Origin of the sequence: Pseudomonas reinekei, from assembly GCF_001945365.1 — a bacterium.
Classification (GTDB): domain Bacteria; phylum Pseudomonadota; class Gammaproteobacteria; order Pseudomonadales; family Pseudomonadaceae; genus Aquipseudomonas; species Aquipseudomonas reinekei.
Genome location: NZ_MSTQ01000003.1, coordinates 12,197 through 30,035, shown reverse-complemented (window position 1 = coordinate 30,035; position 17,839 = coordinate 12,197). Strand labels below are relative to the sequence as shown.

Below are 17,839 nucleotides of genomic sequence, written 5' to 3'. Positions count from 1 at the left end.
TCCCAACTTTCGAGGACCTGAATCATGTTGAAAGGCTACGGGGCTGTCATCCTCGATGGCGCTTGGCTGACGCTTCAGCTCGCCTTGTCGTCCATGGCCCTGGCCATCGTTCTGGGCCTGATCGGCGTGGCGCTGCGACTGTCGCCGGTGCGCTGGCTGGCCTGGCTGGGCGATCTGTATTCCACCGTGATTCGCGGTATTCCCGACCTGGTGCTGATCCTGCTGATCTTCTACGGCGGTCAGGACCTGCTCAACCGCGTCGCGCCGATGCTCGGCTTTGACGACTACATCGACCTCAATCCGTTGGCTGCCGGTATCGGCACCCTGGGTTTCATCTTCGGTGCGTACCTGTCGGAAACCTTCCGCGGCGCGTTCATGGCGATCCCCAAGGGGCAGGCCGAAGCGGGCATGGCCTATGGCATGAGCAGTTTTCAGGTGTTCTTCCGGGTGTTGGTGCCACAGATGATTCGCCTGGCGATTCCTGGCTTCACCAACAACTGGCTGGTATTGACCAAGGCCACCGCGCTGATTTCGGTGGTGGGCCTGCAAGACATGATGTTCAAGGCCAAGCAGGCGGCAGACGCCACCCGCGAACCTTTCACCTTCTTCCTCGCAGTGGCGGCGATGTACCTGGTGATTACCAGTGTCTCGTTGCTGGCATTGCGTCACCTTGAGAAGCGCTACTCGGTAGGCGTAAGGGCGGCTGATCTATGATCTTCGACTACAACGTCATTTGGGAGGCCATGCCGCTGTATCTCGGCGGCCTGGTGACTACCCTCAAATTGCTCGCACTGTCGCTGTTTTTCGGCCTGCTGTGTGCGTTGCCGCTGGGCTTGATGCGCGTCTCGAAGAATCCGGTCGTCAACCTGTCGGCCTGGCTCTACACCTACGTGATCCGTGGCACGCCGATGCTGGTGCAGTTGTTCTTGATCTACTACGGTCTGGCGCAGTTCGAGGCGGTACGCGAGAGCTTCCTCTGGCCATGGCTGTCCAGTGCCACGTTCTGTGCGTGCCTGGCGTTCGCCATCAACACCAGCGCCTACACCGCCGAAATCATCGCCGGCAGCCTGCGCGCCACGCCGAACGGCGAGATCGAAGCCGCCAAGGCCATGGGTATGTCGCGCTTCAAGATGTACAAACGCATCCTGTTGCCATCGGCCCTGCGCCGGGCGCTGCCGCAGTACAGCAACGAAGTGATCATGATGCTGCAGACCACCAGTCTGGCCTCCATCGTGACCCTGATCGACATCACCGGCGCCGCGCGCACGGTCAACGCCCAGTTCTATCTGCCGTTCGAGGCGTACATCACGGCGGGTGTGTTCTACCTGTGCCTGACCTTCATCCTGGTGAAGCTGTTCAAACTGGCCGAGCGCCGCTGGTTGGGCTACCTGGCTCCGCGGAAGCACTGATATGGAACGCATCGATCATGTATTGCCGTGGAACCATTTGGGCAGCGAGCGCCAGATTTCGGTGTTCCGCTTCGGCAGTGGCGAACGCAAGGCCTACATCCAGGCCAGCCTCCACGCCGATGAACTGCCGGGCATGCGCACCGCCTGGGCGCTGAAAAAACGCCTGGCCGAACTTGAATCCCAAGGCCTGTTGAACGGCGTGATTGAACTGGTGCCAGTGGCCAATCCACTGGGCCTCGGTCAACTGCTGCAAGGCAGTCATCAAGGGCGTTTCGAGGCGGGCAGCGGCAAGAATTTCAATCGCGATTTCGTCGAGCTGAGCGCGCCGGTCGCGTCTACGTTGGCCGACAGCCTCGGCGATGATCCGCACGCCAATATCCGAATGATCCGACAGGCCATGGCAGATCATCTCGCTGCATTGCCACCGGCCAGCAGCCAGTTGCAGGGCATGCAACGCATTTTGCTCAGCCATGCCTGCACCGCGGATGTGGTGCTGGACTTGCATTGCGATGCCGAAGCGGCGCTGCACATGTACGCCTTGCCGCAGCACTGGCCGCAGTGGCGTTCGCTGGCTGCACACCTGAACGTGCGTGTGGGTCTGCTGGCGGAAGATTCCGGCGGCAGCTCCTTCGACGAAGCCTGTTCGCTGCCGTGGCTGCGCTTGTCGCGTCTGTTCCCGGACGCGCAGATTCCACTGGCGTGCCTGGCGACGACCCTTGAGCTGGGGGGGCAGGCCGACACCGGTCGTGCTGAAACCGAAGCGTATGCCGAAGGCATTCTGGCGTTCCTCGCCGAGCAAGGGCTGATCAGCGGCGACTGGCCGAAACCTGCACAGGACGCGTGCGAAGGCCTGCCGTTCGAAGGCACGGAATTGTTGTTCGCGCCGCATCCCGGCGTGGTGAGTTTCCTGCGTCAACCGGGTGAATGGGTTGAGGCGGGCGATGAGATTTTTGAAGTGATCGATCCGCTGGCGGATCGGGTCAGCACGGTGTGTGCTGGTACGTCCGGGGTGCTGTTTGCCATTGAGCGGCTGCGTTATGCCCAACCCGGTTTCTGGCTGGCCAAGGTGGCGGGGCGCGAAGCGCTGCGTCACGGGCGCTTGCTCAACGACTGACTGTTTTTGTGAGAACCGACCGCATGTACAAACTTGAAGTCCAAGACCTGCATAAACGCTATGGCAGTCACGAAGTGCTCAAGGGTGTGTCCCTGAAAGCGGCGGCTGGCGATGTGATCAGCATCATCGGCTCCAGTGGCTCCGGCAAAAGTACTTTCCTGCGTTGCATCAACCTGCTGGAGCAGCCGCACGCGGGCAAGATCCTGCTCAACAACGAAGAGTTGAAGCTGGTGGCAAACAAGGACGGCGGGTTGAAAGCCGCCGACCCGAAACAGCTGCAACGCATGCGTTCGCGCCTGTCGATGGTGTTCCAGCACTTCAACCTGTGGTCGCACATGACCGCGCTGGAAAACATCATGGAAGCTCCGGTGCATGTGCTGGGCGTTTCCAAGGCCGAGGCCCGTGAAAAGGCTGAGCACTACCTGAACAAGGTCGGCGTGGCCCATCGTAAAGATGCTTACCCGGGCCACATGTCCGGCGGCGAACAGCAGCGCGTGGCAATTGCCCGTGCGCTGGCGATGGAACCGGAAGTGATGCTGTTCGACGAACCGACCTCGGCCCTCGACCCGGAGCTGGTCGGCGACGTACTGAAGGTCATGCAAGCCCTGGCCCAGGAAGGCCGGACCATGGTCGTGGTGACCCACGAAATGGGTTTCGCCCGTGAAGTGTCGAACCAGTTGGTGTTCCTGCATAAAGGTGTGGTCGAAGAAAGCGGCAACCCGCGGGAAGTGCTGGTGAACCCGCAATCCGAACGCTTGCAGCAATTCCTGTCGGGCAGCCTGAAGTAATCAGGGCTGCCGTTGTGCACCGGGATAGTGCATGCTTCGCGGTCTAGAGACTGACCCGATCCCCTGTGGGAGCGAGCCTGCTCGCGAATGCGGTGTGACATTCAATACTGATGTCGGCTGATCCATCGCGTTCGCTAGCAGGCTAGCTCCCACATTAGATCTGTGAAGGTTTGAAGATTTGCGTTCATTTACGGGCTAGCATTGGCCCATGCCTTCATCACCGTTCTTCGTTTCGGATTGCCCGCCATGACTGCCCATCGAATTGGTTTCCTGATTTGGCCCAGCACTAAAGCACTGACGCTTGCGCTGGCTGAGGAGGCCTTGCGCGTTGCCCAGCGTGTGCATCCGGACGTCGTTTACGAACTGTCGTTCCTGCAGGCCGAACCACCGGTCGAAGGCGAGTGGCAATTGCCCGGCGAAGCCTGGACCGGCAAGCTCGAAAACTTCCAGAAACTGTTCCTGCTCGCTGACGAGCCACCGACCACCCTGGCGCCGGCGCTCAGCAGTGCGCTCAAGCAACTGGTGCGTGCCGGTTGCGTGATCGGCGGCTTGTCGGCCGGTGTGTACCCGTTGGCGCAACTTGGTTTGCTCGATGGCTATCGCGCCGCCGTGCACTGGCGCTGGCAGGACGATTTCGCCGAGCGTTTCCCGAAGGTCATCGCCACCAGCCACCTGTTTGACTGGGATCGCGATCGCCTGACCGCGTGTGGCGGTATGTCGGTGCTCGATTTGCTGTTGGCGGTATTGGCCCGTGACCACGGTGCGGAACTGGCTGGCGCGGTCTCGGAAGAACTGGTGGTCGAACGCATCCGCGAGGGGGGTGAACGCCAACGCATCCCGTTGCAGAACCGCCTCGGTTCCAGCCATCCGAAGCTCACCCAGGCGGTGTTGCTGATGGAAGCCAATATTGAAGAACCACTGACCACCGACGAAATCGCCCAGCACGTGTGCGTGTCCCGTCGGCAGCTGGAGCGGATCTTCAAGCAATACCTCAACCGCGTGCCAAGCCAGTACTATCTGGAACTGCGCTTGAACAAGGCCCGGCAGATGTTGATGCAAACCAGCAAGTCGATCATCCAGATCGGCCTGTCGTGCGGCTTCTCTTCGGGGCCACACTTCTCCAGCGCCTACCGCAACTTCTTCGGCGCCACGCCGCGGGAAGACCGCAACCAGCGGCGCAGCAGCAGTCCGTTCGAGTTGTCCTCGGTACCGTCGGAGCGCGGTTGATCCGCGCCTGACGGGGTTACTCGTCGGGGTCCGATTCTCCGGAAGACGACACCTCCAGCTCTGCGCGCTCGATCACGCCCTCAACCCCGAAGTCGATATTGGTCAACCTGAAGTATTCGATCAGGATTTTCAAACCGGCTTCGTTGAACGGATTGCCGCTCAGGTCGATGCTTTCGGCAGCCTCCATCGGCAGTTCAAGAATATCGCTGGGTATTCGGGTGATCTCGTTACCGCTCAGGTTGGCGATGTCCAGGCTTTTGAGTTGCAACAGGCCGGCAGGCAGCTCGGTGAGGTGGCAGTTGTCCAGTTGCAGGGTGGCCAGCTCGGTCATCTGACTGATATCCGGTGCGAGTACCAGCGGATTGTTACTCAAGTCCAGGAAGTCCAGCCGCGTCATCTCGGACAGGTTCAGGACGCTTTGTGCAGTCAGGGTGATGTTGCAGTCCGGGAGGTTCAACGAGGTCAGCTCGCCCATGCGGAAAATCGCCTCCGGGATATCGCCCAGGTGAAAATCGCGCAGGCTCAGGGTCTTGAGTTTCGGGAAGCGTTCCAGGAACGGGCTCACGCCGATGGGCATGCCGCTTTCGCTGTTCAGATAAACCATCGTGACATGGCTGAAGTCTGCACTCAGTGTCGGCAAGTCGCCGGTAATGTGGGTGTCCACGCTCAAGTCGTAGTTGGGTTGCAATAAGTCGCTCATGTCTTCGGCCCCGGTCTCCCGACGCCAGCATCGCAGCACAACCTGTTTGAACTCGTCTCGGGCCCAATGCTCGTTCAGCAATTGTTGCGCGCTGAACGGTTGCTGGGTGACGGGATGGAGAGCGGGGATATCAGCCGTCCAGGCTGACAGCTCGGTTTCCAGGGTGGCAAGTTCGCCTTCCAGGCGAGTCAGTTCGGCTCGCCCCTCGTCCAGTGTGCCGGGCAGTGAATAAACGAATTTGCTGGCCTCTTCCAGGTCCATCATCGGATAAAGCGCTTGCGTGCGTCGCAGGTCTTGCGCATCGGCAAAGATACCGAAGTCCTGACCTGTGATCAGGTAGTGGTGCTTCAGGCGTTCGCGGGTTGCGGTCGACAGCGGGTTGTTGCCCAGGTCGAATCCGTCCTGAGCGCCGGTTGGAAGTGAGAAGAGGGCAGCGGGCAAGTCTTCGATCCGGTTGTCGTTGAACAGTGCCGTGCGCAAGCGTGGGCGCGACAGCAAATCCTTGGGCAGCTCAGAGATACCCGTGCGCGAGAGGTCGATGTAATTCAGATTGGGCATGCTGCCGACATCCGGCACCCGGCCCAGTGGATTGTTGTACATGTCCAGCGTGATTAGTTGATGCTGCGCGGCGAGCGTGGCGTGGGCCTCGGGGCTGAGGCTGATCGAGCAATCGCTGAGAATCAGTTCTTCAAGTTGAAGCTGGCCGAGCACGTCTGGAAGCCGACCCAGGTTGAAGTATCGCAATTTCAGGGTGCGCAATCCGGTAAAGCTGCGCAAAAACGTCTCGGTGCCCCGTGTGGCGCCACAGCCATCCATTGTCAGCAATTGAATACGGCTGAAGTCGGCACTCAGCACAGGCAGCTCGCCAATTATAGGTTGGAAGAAATTGAAGTCGGTCGTGGCGAATCCGTTTTGCGTGGGCGCCCATTGAAGCCGCCAACACTCCAGTAAATCGATCATGAACTGCCTTCGAGCGTGTGTCTGGGCGGTGATTTGTTCCGGTGTGAGCCGGGTTTGGGTATCAGGTATAGAGGGCGGAATATCGTTGCACCAGGGGTGCAGGGTGTCGTAGAGCCGCGAATGCTCAACCATCAGGCGACTCAGTTCTGCCCGTGGTCCTGTCGGGTGTTGTTGCAGGCGCTCGACAAACGCATCGAGTTCCTCGTCGGACAGATGCGGGAACAAGGACCGGACACGGGCTTGCAAGGGCGGTGTGCGCGGGGGCATCTGTCGGTAACCATCGACGCCGCCCAACAGCCGCATGACGTTCGGATCGTAGGCCGGCTTGATATTGACCTGCCGACCCAGCAATGCGCGCAGTGCCTCGCGGCTGACGGTGTGTTGGCGAATCAGTTGTTTGAGTCCGCTGTCGTCACCGATTTGGACGTTCAGCGCCGTGCGTTCGCTGTCCGGTAACGCCTGCAGCAGGCCGGTAAAGAATGAGGTCGATCCGCTGAGTTCTTCTGCGGCCTGATCGAACGCCTGATAGGTGCCGTCTGCGTTGAGCACCAGTATTTTGCGCACGCTGGCGTCGACGCTGCCCAGGCTGTCGATCAGGCGCCCGTCGGGGCTGTAGTGACGAATTTCCAGGTGCACGTGTCCGCTCCAGCCTGGCAAGTTTTCCAGCGAGTGAAGGGCCACGCAATCGGTGTCGATATTGTCCTCGGTCGATGGCAGCTCGAGCCCTTCATACGCGCGGGTCACGCGTACCTGCAATCTGGCTTCCTCGCCCAGCTGCGCCAGCCTTGGGGAAACGTTGCCGTTCTTGAGCTGTTGCAGTTCCACGTCGTTGGCCGTTGCTGCAATCGCTTCCGCGATCATGCTCGGTAAACCGGGTTCGGCGTCCATCAGGGTTTGTACCGCTGCAACCGCACCCCGTTCGAGTGTGCGGTAACGCTGATCGAACAGGCTTTGGCGTTGGCGTTGAGCGAGTTGCGCCAGTGTTTGGCGCAGGCTGCGGGTACGACTGTCGAGGCGAGGGGCGGGCAGGCCGAATTCTTCGCCCATCAAGGTGCTTGCTTCTTCATCCGACAGCGCCAGCAGGAAGGTTTTGAGCAAGTCGCCGTCGTTGAGCTGAGTGACATCAATGGTCAGGCGCGGCGCATCCGGTGCCGGGCTTTGCCACAGTGTCTGGCCTTGCGCATTCGTCAATCGCAGGCCTTTGCCTTGCGGCCAGTAGCCGTTGGCGTTGAGCAATTCCAGTTGGGTAACCGGGTCGGCCTTGAGGTACATCTGCGATCGGTCACTGCCGATTTGCTCGATGAAGGTTTGAATGTCCTGGTCGATCTTGAAACGCTTGAGGGTATCGGCCAGAAGCGGTGGTATTTGCCCGGCATTCACATGCATCTTGCGCAGGACGTTTTCGTGGGTGCCACTGATGGTCAGCATGCGTTCGCGTTCGATTTCGGAAAAGCGCTGCATGTCTGGCCCGGCGCGTCGCAGCAGGGTGGCCTGGTCCCAATTCAGAGGTTGGTCGAGTTCGGATTGCCAGGCACCGGCGCCGTTGTGTTTAACCACCGGTTTGTAAGCGTCAGTGCGGGTCGGGTGGTCGATGCGATGTTCGCCCGTCACTGAGTCTTCACTGACAGCGTAGTGTTTGCCTTCCAGGGCCAGCAGGGTTTTGCCCTGATGACGCAGCAGCCCCAGCGCATCCGGTTCCACTTCTTCGGGAGCAGTGGCGGGATGTTCGTAAGTGGTGAGATCCGGTTGCCAGTAGCGCGTTTGGCCGTTCGGCCGTTTCACTGAATTGAAACGGTCCATGAATTCCACGATTTCCTTGGGCAGAACCGCGCGAAGTTCTCCCGCCGCGATCACGCCACCCGCCGCCAATGTGCCCAATTGCACGGCGGATTCCACTACGCCCATCAAGTGCGCGAATGCCTCGCGGCGCTGGCCTTCGGTCCAGTCGACGACACTCTCGAAGGTTTCGTCGAGCAACTGGTAAGCCATGTAGGCAAGCATTGTCTCGCCCAGGAACGGTATGAACGGCAGGGCGATAAAAGCCGCGATGTTCAGCAGGGTCGAGGCAATATCGGTGAAAGAATCCCAGAGTGCCCAGCGGGCTTTCTGGTCGACCGTAGCGGTGGATACCGCGATGACCCGAGCGTCGTTGAGTATTTTGTTGAGCGCGGATTGATACAGATGATTCCACAGGTCCCCATTGATCGGCGTTGAGGCGATGCGCAGGTCGACACGCGCATTGGGCGACTCGCGCCAGGTCGGGCGTGCATCGCCTGACTGAACCGGTTGCCAGGTGATGGGTGCGAGCTGGGCGTTCAACTGTGCGAAGAAGTGCCCGCGATCCTCATGATCGATGAAGCGGCTGAAAAACTGTTGATAGTCGGGGGTGCGCAGACGTCGGCTCAAGTCTTCGGCAAAGGCGGCGGACGAGGGGTATTCCTTGATCGGATGTTCGGGGTCGTCAGGAATGTACGCCACTACCCTGACTGTTTCCCGTGCGCTTTCCAGCTCCGGTGCAAACAGCAGGATCCCGGTCAGGCGAGCATTCATGATCGTCAGCTCATGACAGCCCCAGGGCTGACCGCGCAAGCGTAGATTCGGCAGGTTGTCCAGCAGGCCAATAATCAGTGGGTGGACATCACTGCCCAGCAGCTTCTGCATCTGTGCCATCTGCAACGCGGCGGTCAGCGCGTTTTTCTGGCTGTCCTGGATTTTCGGCCGCAGTAGCGCCGAGGCCACTGGATTACTAATGCCAAGATTGTCCTCCAGGTACGCTTTATAGTGTTGGCCGATGTCCAACTCCCGGCACAGGTGGGTGAATGCTGTGATGGGCATCTTTTCCAGGACTTGCGGCAAGGTTTGAAATTGCCCGTTGGTGGAAGGCGGGGTGATGTAAGTCGAAACGGGTTCGAAAGCGTCGGCTTCGGTTTCGGCACTTTCGAAGTTGTGCAGCACCGCCTCCAGCAATGACACGGTCCAGATGCGAGCGGCCCCTGATTTCAGGCGCAACCAGGGGATGTGGGCGGGGATGTACAGGCGCAGGAAGGTATTGCGAACGTCCAGTTCCAGGCCGAAGCGGGTCTTGAGCTCGGCTTTCAGCAGAGGTTCGGCGAATTCGGCCGGATTCTGCAGATTCGCCATCATCTGATCGACCCGGTTCTGGCTTGTTACATGGCGGGTGATCAGTTTGCCCAGTTCCGCATGCTGATGGGCCGGGGCGCTTTTGAGGCTGGCCGGCATGCCTGGCGTGCTGTTGCTCAGCGCTTCACGCCGTTGTGATGTCGCCTGGCACAACCAGGGTGGAACGACATTGATCAGGTGTTGATAGTGCGCATCCGGCCTGAATACATCGGAAGCCAGGGTGGTCTGTGAGTTCGTCATGGGGTCAAGGTGGTCTTCGAGGTTTGATAAGGCCTCTAGGAAAGCGCGCGAACCCGGATCGTGTGCGGTACATATTTACCGCACTCGTCGAATCGGCGTCGGTTACAACGGAGCAAGCCTGCCGCAAACGCTCAGCGCCAGTTAAACTGCGCCTTTGCGACCCTATATGTCGCATTGCCGTAAACCCGGGAAAATCCGGGGTTTGCGCTATAAGAAGTTGTCGCTTGGCGGCAAGGCCGGGCTGAAAACTGTCCTTACAATCCCCCTCATCGCTCGCCAGTTTCAGGCGAGTGTTCCTTTTCAGGAGACTCCGATGTCCGTTGAGCACGCTGCGGTACAACGCGCCGATTTCGACCAGGTAATGGTTCCCAACTACGCGCCTGCCGCTTTCATTCCAGTGCGTGGCGCCGGTTCCCGCGTTTGGGACCAGTCCGGTCGCGAGCTGATCGACTTCGCCGGCGGGATTGCCGTAAACGTATTGGGCCATGCGCATCCGGCGCTGGTCGGTGCCTTGACCGAGCAAGCCAACAAGCTGTGGCACGTGTCTAACGTGTTCACCAATGAGCCGGCCCTGCGCCTGGCCCATAAGCTGATCGACGCCACGTTTGCCGACCGCGCGTTCTTCTGCAACTCCGGCGCCGAAGCTAACGAGGCCGCGTTCAAACTGGCCCGTCGTGTCGCGTTCGATCGCTTCGGCAGCGAAAAATACGAAATCATTGCCGCGCTCAACAGCTTCCACGGTCGTACCCTGTTCACCGTGAACGTGGGTGGCCAGTCGAAGTACTCCGACGGTTTCGGTCCAAAAATCACCGGTATCACTCACGTCCCTTACAACGATCTGGCTGCTTTGAAAGCCGCCGTTTCCGACAAGACCTGTGCCGTGGTGCTGGAGCCGATCCAGGGTGAGGGCGGTGTACTGCCGGCCGAACTGGCCTACCTGCAAGGCGCCCGTGAGCTATGCACCGAGCACAATGCGCTGCTGGTGTTCGACGAAGTGCAAACCGGTATGGGCCGCAGCGGCAAGCTGTTCGCCTATCAACACTACGGCGTGACTCCGGACATCCTGACCAGCGCCAAGAGCCTGGGCGGCGGTTTCCCGATCGCGGCTATGCTGACCACTGAAGACCTGGCCAAACATCTGGTCGTCGGCACCCACGGCACCACCTACGGCGGTAACCCGCTGGCGTGCGCCGTTGCGGAAGCCGTGATCGACGTGATCAACACCCCTGAAGTGCTGAACGGCGTCAACGCCAAGCATGACAAGTTCAAGGCCCGCCTTGAGCAGATCGGCGAGAAGTACGGCCTGTTCACCCAGGTGCGAGGCCTGGGCCTGCTGATCGGTTGCGTACTGAGCGATGCCTGGAAAGGCAAGGCCAAGGACATCTTCAACGCCGCTGAAAAAGAAGGCCTGATGATTCTGCAAGCCGGCCCGGACGTGATTCGCTTCGCCCCGAGCCTGGTGGTGGAAGACGCTGATATCGATGCCGGTCTTGACCGCTTCGAACGCGCCGCCGCAAAACTGACGCAAGCCTGATAGACCCTTCGACGCCTGACATCTTCAGGCGTCGAACCCAATTTTTGTTTCGGGCTGGATCAAACGTGTGGGAGCTAGCCTGCTAGCGATGAGGGCCTGATAGCCAACATCATTGTTGCCTGACAGGACGATATCGCCAGCAGGCTAGCTCCCACAGTTGACTCTGAGTTGTTTCAGGGGCAGCCCGGGATTTTTTCTTCTGTAAGTTCTGAGATTAAGGAGTGACACCATGCTGGTGATGCGCCCCGCGCAAATGGCTGATCTGGGCGAGGTACAGCGTCTGGCTGCGGATAGCCCGATTGGTGTCACTTCCTTGCCGGATGACGTTGAACGCCTGAGCGACAAGATCGCCGCGAGCGAAGCCTCGTTCGCTGCCGAAGTCAGTTTCAACGGTGAGGAAAGCTATTTCTTCGTCCTCGAAGACAGCACCACCGGCAAGCTGGTCGGCTGCTCGGCCATCGTGGCATCGGCCGGTTATTCCGAGCCGTTCTACAGCTTCCGCAACGAAACGTTCGTGCACGCCTCCCGCGAGCTGAAGATCCACAACAAGATCCATGTGCTCTCGCAGTGCCACGACCTGACCGGCAACAGCTTGCTGACCAGTTTCTATGTGCAGCGCGAGCTGGTGGGTTCGCCTTGGGCCGAACTCAACTCCCGTGGCCGCTTGCTGTTCGTCGCCAGCCACCCGGAGCGTTTTGCCGACTCCGTGGTGACCGAAATCGTCGGTTACAGCGATGAAAACGGCGACTCGCCATTCTGGGATGCCATCGGTCGCAACTTCTTCGACCTCAACTATGCCGAGGCCGAGCGCTTGTGCGGCCTGAAGAGCCGTACGTTCCTCGCCGAACTGATGCCGCACTACCCGATCTATGTGCCGCTGTTGCCTGACTCCGCGCAAGAAGCGATGGGCCAGGTGCATCCGCGGGCGCAGATCACCTTCGACATCCTGATGCGCGAAGGCTTCGAGACCGATCACTACATCGACATCTTCGATGGCGGCCCGACCTTGCACGCCCGCGTCTCGGGGATCCGTTCGATCGCCCAGAGCCGTGTGGTGCCGGTGAAAATCGGTGAGTCGGTCAAAGGCGTCGGCCGCCAGTATCTGGTCGCCAACGCCCAGTTGCAGGATTACCGCGCGGTATTGCTCGAACTCGATTACGCGCCGGGCAAACCCGTGACCCTGGATCTGGAAGCCGCCGAAGCCCTGGGCGTCGGTGAAGGTGCCAGCGTGCGCCTGGTGGCGGTTTAACGCCTGCTTTAAAGAATGCTTAGAAAGCAGCGAGTTTCACGGGCGGCGCAAGCGGCCCGTTTGAGGAGATAGCATGATCGTTCGTCCCGTACGCAGCAGCGATTTACCCGCTCTGATCGACCTGGCCCGTAGCACCGGCACCGGCCTGACCACGTTGCCGGCCAACGAAGAGCGTCTGGCCCATCGGGTCGGCTGGGCCGAGAAGACTTTCCGCGGCGAAGCCGGGCGGGGCGATGCGGACTACCTGTTCGTGCTCGAAGATGACGGTGGTCGTGTGGTGGGTATCTCCGCCATCGCCGGCGCCGTCGGTCTGCGCGAGCCCTGGTACAACTTCCGCGTCGGTCTGACGGTCAGCGCTTCGCAAGAGCTGAACATCTACCGCGAGATACCGACGCTGTTCCTGGCCAACGACCTGACTGGCAACTCCGAGCTGTGTTCGCTGTTCCTGCACGCCGATTTCCGTAGTGGCCTCAACGGTCGCATGTTGTCCAAGGCGCGGATGCTGTTCATCGCCGAGTTCCCGCAATTGTTCGGCAACAAGATCATTGCCGAGATGCGCGGCGTGTCCGACGCAGCCGGGCGTTCGCCATTCTGGGAAAGCCTGGGCCGGCACTTCTTCAAAATGGAGTTCAGCCAGGCCGACTACCTGACGGGCGTGGGCAACAAGGCGTTCATCGCCGAACTGATGCCTAAATTCCCCCTGTACACCTGCTTCCTGTCGCCGGATGCGCGCAACGTGATCGGTCAGGTTCACCCGGACACCGAGCCGGCGCTGTCGATGCTCAAGAGCGAAGGCTTCAGCTATCAAGGCTACGTCGACATTTTCGACGCGGGCCCGGCCATCGAATGCGAAACCGGCAAGATCCGCGCCGTACGCGACAGCCAGGCGCTGGTGTTGGCCGTTGGCACGCCGGGTGACGACGCCACGCCGTTCATCATTCACAACCGCAAGCGCGAAGACTGCCGGATCACGGCTGCACCCGCACGTCTCGCCGCCGGCACCCTGGTGGTCGACCCGTTGACCGCCAAACGTCTTCAACTCAACGCCGGCGATCAAGTGCGCGCCGTTCCGTTGTCCGCTGCACGGGAGTCGAAATAATGAAGTCGCTATATATTGCAGGTGAATGGCTGGCCGGGCAGGGCGAAGTCTTCGAGTCGCTCAATCCGGTGACTCAGCAAGTGCTGTGGTCCGGCACCGGCGCCACCGCTGATCAAGTGGAATCGGCCGTGCAAGCCGCGCGTCAGGCGTTCCCGGGCTGGGCGCGTCGGACGCTGGAAGAGCGTATCTCGGTGCTCGAAGCCTTCGCGGCTGCGTTGAAAAACAACGCCGATGTACTCGCCCGCACCATCGGTGAAGAAACCGGCAAACCCCTGTGGGAGGCCGCGACCGAAGTCACCAGCATGGTCAACAAGATCGCGATCTCGGTGCAGAGCTACCGCGAGCGAACCGGGGAGAAGAGCGGCCCGCTGGGCGATGCCACCGCCGTATTGCGCCACAAGCCCCACGGTGTGGTGGCCGTGTTCGGTCCTTACAACTTCCCTGGCCATTTGCCGAACGGTCACATCGTGCCAGCGCTGCTGGCCGGTAACAGTGTGCTGTTCAAGCCAAGCGAACTGACACCGAAAGTCGCTGAGCTGACGGTCAAGTGCTGGATCGAGGCCGGTCTGCCGGCAGGCGTGTTGAACCTGCTGCAGGGCGCTCGCGAAACCGGTATCGCCCTGGCGGCGAACCCGGGCATCGACGGTCTGTTCTTCACCGGTTCCAGCCGCACCGGCAACCACCTGCACCAGCAATTCGCCGGTCGTCCGGACAAGATTCTCGCGCTGGAGATGGGCGGCAACAATCCGCTGGTGGTCGATCAGGTCGCTGACCTCGATGCTGCGGTGTACACCATCATTCAATCGGCGTTCATTTCGGCCGGTCAGCGTTGCACCTGCGCTCGCCGTTTGCTGGTACCGCAGGGCGCCTGGGGCGACTCGTTGCTGGCGCGCCTGGTGGCGGTCAGCTCGACGATTGAAGTCGGGGCTTTCGATCAACAGCCGGCGCCGTTCATGGGCTCGGTGGTGTCCCTCGGTGCTGCGAAAGCCCTGATGGACGCGCAGGAACAACTGCTGGCCAATGGTGCCGTGGCGCTGTTGCCGATGACGCAGCCGCAGGCTCAGTCCGCGCTGCTGACCCCGGGCATTATCGACGTGACCGCCGTCGCCGATCGTCCTGACGAAGAGCTGTTCGGCCCGCTGCTGCAAGTGATCCGCTACGCTGATTTTGAAGCGGCAATCGCAGAAGCCAACAACACCGCCTACGGTCTGGCTGCTGGCCTGCTGTCGGATTCCGAAGCGCGCTATCAGCAATTCTGGCTGGAAAGCCGTGCCGGTATCGTCAACTGGAACAAGCAACTGACCGGTGCCGCGAGCAGCGCCCCGTTCGGCGGCGTCGGCGCCTCGGGCAACCATCGCGCCAGCGCCTACTACGCGGCGGATTACTGCGCCTACCCGGTGGCCTCGCTGGAAACCCCGAGCCTGGTGTTGCCTGCGGCCCTGACGCCCGGCGTGAAGATGGCGTGATGCCCATCGCCAGCAGGCTGGCTCCCACAGTGATTGGGTCGTACACCAAATGTGTGGACACCCCCGAACCTGTGGGAGCCAGCCTGCTGGCGATGGCTGCGCCTCGGTCTCAAATTTAGTTACTGAAGCCTATAACAACAGATTCTCGTGGAGCCTCGCTGATGAAATCCTATGAAGTCAATTTTGACGGTCTAGTGGGGCCGACCCATAACTACGGCGGCCTGTCCTACGGCAACGTCGCGTCCCAGAGCAACAGCCAGCAGTCTTCCAACCCCAAGGAAGCTGCGCTGCAAGGCCTGGCGAAGATGAAAGCGCTGATGGAAATGGGCTTCCAGCAGGGGGTACTGGCACCGCAAGAGCGCCCGGATGTGGCTGCACTGCGTCGCCTGGGCTTCAGCGGCACCGATGCACAAGTGATCGAGCGCGCCGCTAAAGAAGCCCTGCCATTGCTGGTTGCCAGTTGCTCGGCCTCAAGCATGTGGGTGGCCAACGCCGCCACGGTCAGCCCGAGCGCCGATACCGCGGACGGCCGCGTGCATTTCACCGCCGCCAACCTCAACTGCAAATACCATCGCAGCATCGAACACCCGACCACCAGCCGCGTGCTGGGGGCCATGTTCGCCGACCCGAAACACTTCGCTCACCACGCCGCGTTGCCGGCCGTGGCGCAGTTCGGCGACGAAGGCGCGGCCAACCACACCCGCTTCTGCCGTGAGTACGGCGAAGCCGGCGTCGAGTTCTTCGTGTTCGGCCGCAGCGCGTTCGATACCCGCTACCCGGCACCGCAGAAATACCCGGCGCGCCAGACCCTTGAAGCGTCCCAGGCCGTTGCGCGTTTGCACGGCTTGAGCGATGACGGTGTGGTCTATGCCCAGCAAAACCCGTCAGTGATCGATCAGGGCGTGTTCCACAATGATGTGATTGCCGTGGGTAACGGTGAAGTGCTGTTCTATCACGAGGACGCCTTCCTCGACACCGAACAGATGCTCGCTGAGCTGCAAAGCAAACTCGCCAAAGTCGGTGGGAAATTTCAGTCCGTGTGCGTTCCGCGTTCCGCGGTAACCGTGGAAGACGCGGTTCGGTCCTACCTGTTCAATAGCCAATTGCTGTCGCGTCCTGACGGCTCCATGCTCTTGATCGTCCCGGAAGAATGCCGTGGCAACGAGCGTGTCTGGCAGTATTTGCAGGGTTTGACCAGCTCCGGCGGCCTGATTCGTGAAGTGAAAGTTTTCGATCTCAAGCAGAGCATGCAAAACGGCGGTGGCCCTGCTTGCCTGAGGCTGCGCGTCGCGCTCAACGAAACCGAACTGGCGGCCGTCAACCCAGGCGTTATCATGACGGCACCGTTGTACGGCACGCTGACCGAATGGGTCGAGAAGCACTACCGCGACCGCATGACCGAAAACGATCTGGCGGACCCGCAATTGCTGCTTGAGTGCCGGACGGCACTGGATGAACTGACGCAAATCCTTAAACTGGGCGCGGTTTATCCATTCCAGATCAATTGATCGACGGCGCGTTGTCGTGCACGACAGCGCGCTGCTTCATCTCAACCGAGAGCGTAAAAACATGAGCGATACCCTGCAGCTGATCCTTGAAGACACCGACGGCACGCAACTGGAAACGTCCTGCACCCGCGTCGCGGTCCTGTGGCAAGGCAAAGAGCTGTGGATCCAGCAAGACGGCCGCGGCCAACTGCTGATCGGCGTGGACGTCGAAGAAGGCGACGCCGAATACGCCAACCTGCTGCTGCGCCCATTGGCGACTAATCTGGTAAGTCTGCAACTGGAGATGGAACCGGCTGAGCCTGGCGACGACGAGGATCACGTCCACGGCCCGGATTGCAATCACGACCACTAAGGAAACCGCTCTATGCTCGCCCTCGGCAAACTGCTTGAACTGACCCTCGCCGGCCGCGAACCGGCGGAGAAGACTCAACTGACTGTCGAAGGCGTGCGCATGCGCTGGTTGAGCGAAGGTGCGCTGGAAGTCCGGCCACCTGAAGCGCGCGACAACGGCCTGGACCTGCTGCTGTCAGCGGGGATCCATGGCAACGAAACAGCGCCGATCGAGTTGCTCGATCGCCTGTTGCACGACATTGCCCGCGGCGACCTGAAGCCGCGCGCACGTATTCTGTTCCTGTTCGGCAACCCCGAAGCGATTCGCAAAGGCGAGCGTTTCGTCGAGCAGGACGTCAATCGGCTGTTCAACGGTCGTCACGAACAAAGCAGCGGCTCCGAAGCCTTACGTGCTTGTGAGCTGGAGCGTTTGGCCGCCAGTTTCTTCAGCCTGCCGGATCGCCAGCGTCTGCACTACGACCTGCACACCGCCATTCGTGGTTCGAAAATCGAGCAGTTCGCCTTGTACCCGTGGAAGGAAGATCGCCCGCATTCGCGTCAGGAACTGGCTCGTCTTCGCGCCGCCGGGATGGAAGCGGTGCTGCTGCAGAACAAACCGTCCATCGTTTTCAGTTCCTACACCTACGACAAGCTCGGGGCCGAAGCTTTCACGCTGGAGTTGGGCAAGGCGCGGCCGTTCGGGCAGAACGACGGGGTCAATGTGTCGCTGCTGGAGACCCGCCTCAAACAGATCATTGAAGGCACCGAGCCGGAATTGACCGAGGCATCACTGGACGGTTTGCAACTGTTCAGTGTGGCCCGGGAAATCATCAAGCACAGCGACAGCTTCCGCCTGAACCTGCCGGTGGATATCGAGAATTTTTCGGAACTGGAAGTGGGTTACCTGCTGGCGGAAGACATCGCCAACACCCGCTGGATCATCGAAGAAGAGGGCGCCCGGATCATCTTCCCGAACCCCAAGGTGAAGAACGGCCTGCGCGCCGGCATCCTCATTGTACCGGCCACCGACGAAAACCTGGCCTGACACACAGCTTCAGTAGGAGCCAGCAAGCC

General features: G+C 60.6%; 13 protein-coding genes. 12 read left to right on the top strand and 1 reads right to left on the bottom strand.

The genetic code is table 11. The annotated features are described in order from the left end of the window. Positions 1-24: 24 nt before the first annotated feature. From BVK86_RS04800 to argR, 5 genes are all read left to right on the top strand, one after another. Positions 25-714 (top strand): ABC transporter permease, encoded by a 690-nt coding sequence (locus tag BVK86_RS04800; RefSeq protein ID WP_075945348.1) that lies wholly within the window; start codon positions 25-27, stop codon positions 712-714. After that, positions 711-1,409 (top strand): ABC transporter permease, encoded by a 699-nt coding sequence (locus BVK86_RS04795; protein ID WP_075945347.1) that lies wholly within the window; start codon positions 711-713, stop codon positions 1,407-1,409. The genes BVK86_RS04800 and BVK86_RS04795 overlap by 4 nt, the downstream gene beginning before the upstream one ends. Position 1,410: 1 nt before the next feature. Next, a complete protein-coding gene (locus BVK86_RS04790) occupies positions 1,411-2,523 on the top strand; it encodes a M14 family metallopeptidase (RefSeq protein WP_075945346.1) in 1,113 nt (370 codons plus the stop codon). A 23-nt stretch (positions 2,524-2,546) separates the two neighbouring features. After that, positions 2,547-3,311, top strand: coding sequence for an ABC transporter ATP-binding protein (locus BVK86_RS04785; protein ID WP_075945345.1), 765 nt, complete (start codon positions 2,547-2,549; stop codon positions 3,309-3,311). 246 nt (positions 3,312-3,557) lie between these two features. After that, positions 3,558-4,538, top strand: coding sequence for a transcriptional regulator ArgR (gene argR / locus BVK86_RS04780; protein WP_075945344.1), 981 nt, complete (start codon positions 3,558-3,560; stop codon positions 4,536-4,538). Between the two features lie 16 nt (positions 4,539-4,554). On the opposite strand, the gene BVK86_RS04775 is transcribed toward argR, so the two are convergent. Next, the gene (locus BVK86_RS04775; RefSeq protein WP_075945343.1) at positions 4,555-9,579 is read right to left on the bottom strand and encodes a dermonecrotic toxin domain-containing protein; all 5,025 of its coding nucleotides are present in this window, start codon (positions 9,577-9,579) and stop codon (positions 4,555-4,557) included. A gap of 313 nt (positions 9,580-9,892) precedes the next feature. Between BVK86_RS04775 and BVK86_RS04770 the strand changes: the two genes are divergently transcribed. The 7 genes from BVK86_RS04770 to astE all read left to right on the top strand — a co-directional run bounded on the left by BVK86_RS04770 (position 9,893) and on the right by astE (position 17,810). Beyond that, positions 9,893-11,113, top strand: a complete 1,221-nt coding sequence (locus BVK86_RS04770) for an aspartate aminotransferase family protein (RefSeq protein WP_075945342.1) — start codon at positions 9,893-9,895, stop codon at positions 11,111-11,113. A 229-nt stretch (positions 11,114-11,342) separates the two neighbouring features. Continuing rightward, the gene (gene aruF / locus BVK86_RS04765) at positions 11,343-12,362 is read left to right on the top strand and encodes an arginine/ornithine succinyltransferase subunit alpha (protein WP_075945341.1); all 1,020 of its coding nucleotides are present in this window, start codon (positions 11,343-11,345) and stop codon (positions 12,360-12,362) included. A gap of 73 nt (positions 12,363-12,435) precedes the next feature. After that, the gene (gene astA / locus BVK86_RS04760; RefSeq protein WP_075945340.1) at positions 12,436-13,461 is read left to right on the top strand and encodes an arginine N-succinyltransferase; all 1,026 of its coding nucleotides are present in this window, start codon (positions 12,436-12,438) and stop codon (positions 13,459-13,461) included. After that, positions 13,458-14,927, top strand: a complete 1,470-nt coding sequence (gene astD, locus BVK86_RS04755; RefSeq protein WP_167371497.1) for a succinylglutamate-semialdehyde dehydrogenase — start codon at positions 13,458-13,460, stop codon at positions 14,925-14,927. Before astA ends, astD begins: the two co-directional genes overlap by 4 nt. Positions 14,928-15,088: 161 nt before the next feature. After that, complete coding sequence (gene astB, locus BVK86_RS04750) at positions 15,089-16,435, top strand: N-succinylarginine dihydrolase (protein ID WP_075945338.1); 1,347 nt, start codon at positions 15,089-15,091, stop codon at positions 16,433-16,435. A 61-nt stretch (positions 16,436-16,496) separates the two neighbouring features. Further along, positions 16,497-16,787, top strand: a complete 291-nt coding sequence (locus BVK86_RS04745) for a hypothetical protein (RefSeq protein WP_056852554.1) — start codon at positions 16,497-16,499, stop codon at positions 16,785-16,787. Between the two features lie 12 nt (positions 16,788-16,799). Beyond that, complete coding sequence (gene astE, locus BVK86_RS04740; RefSeq protein ID WP_075945337.1) at positions 16,800-17,810, top strand: succinylglutamate desuccinylase; 1,011 nt, start codon at positions 16,800-16,802, stop codon at positions 17,808-17,810. Positions 17,811-17,839: the final 29 nt, after the last annotated feature.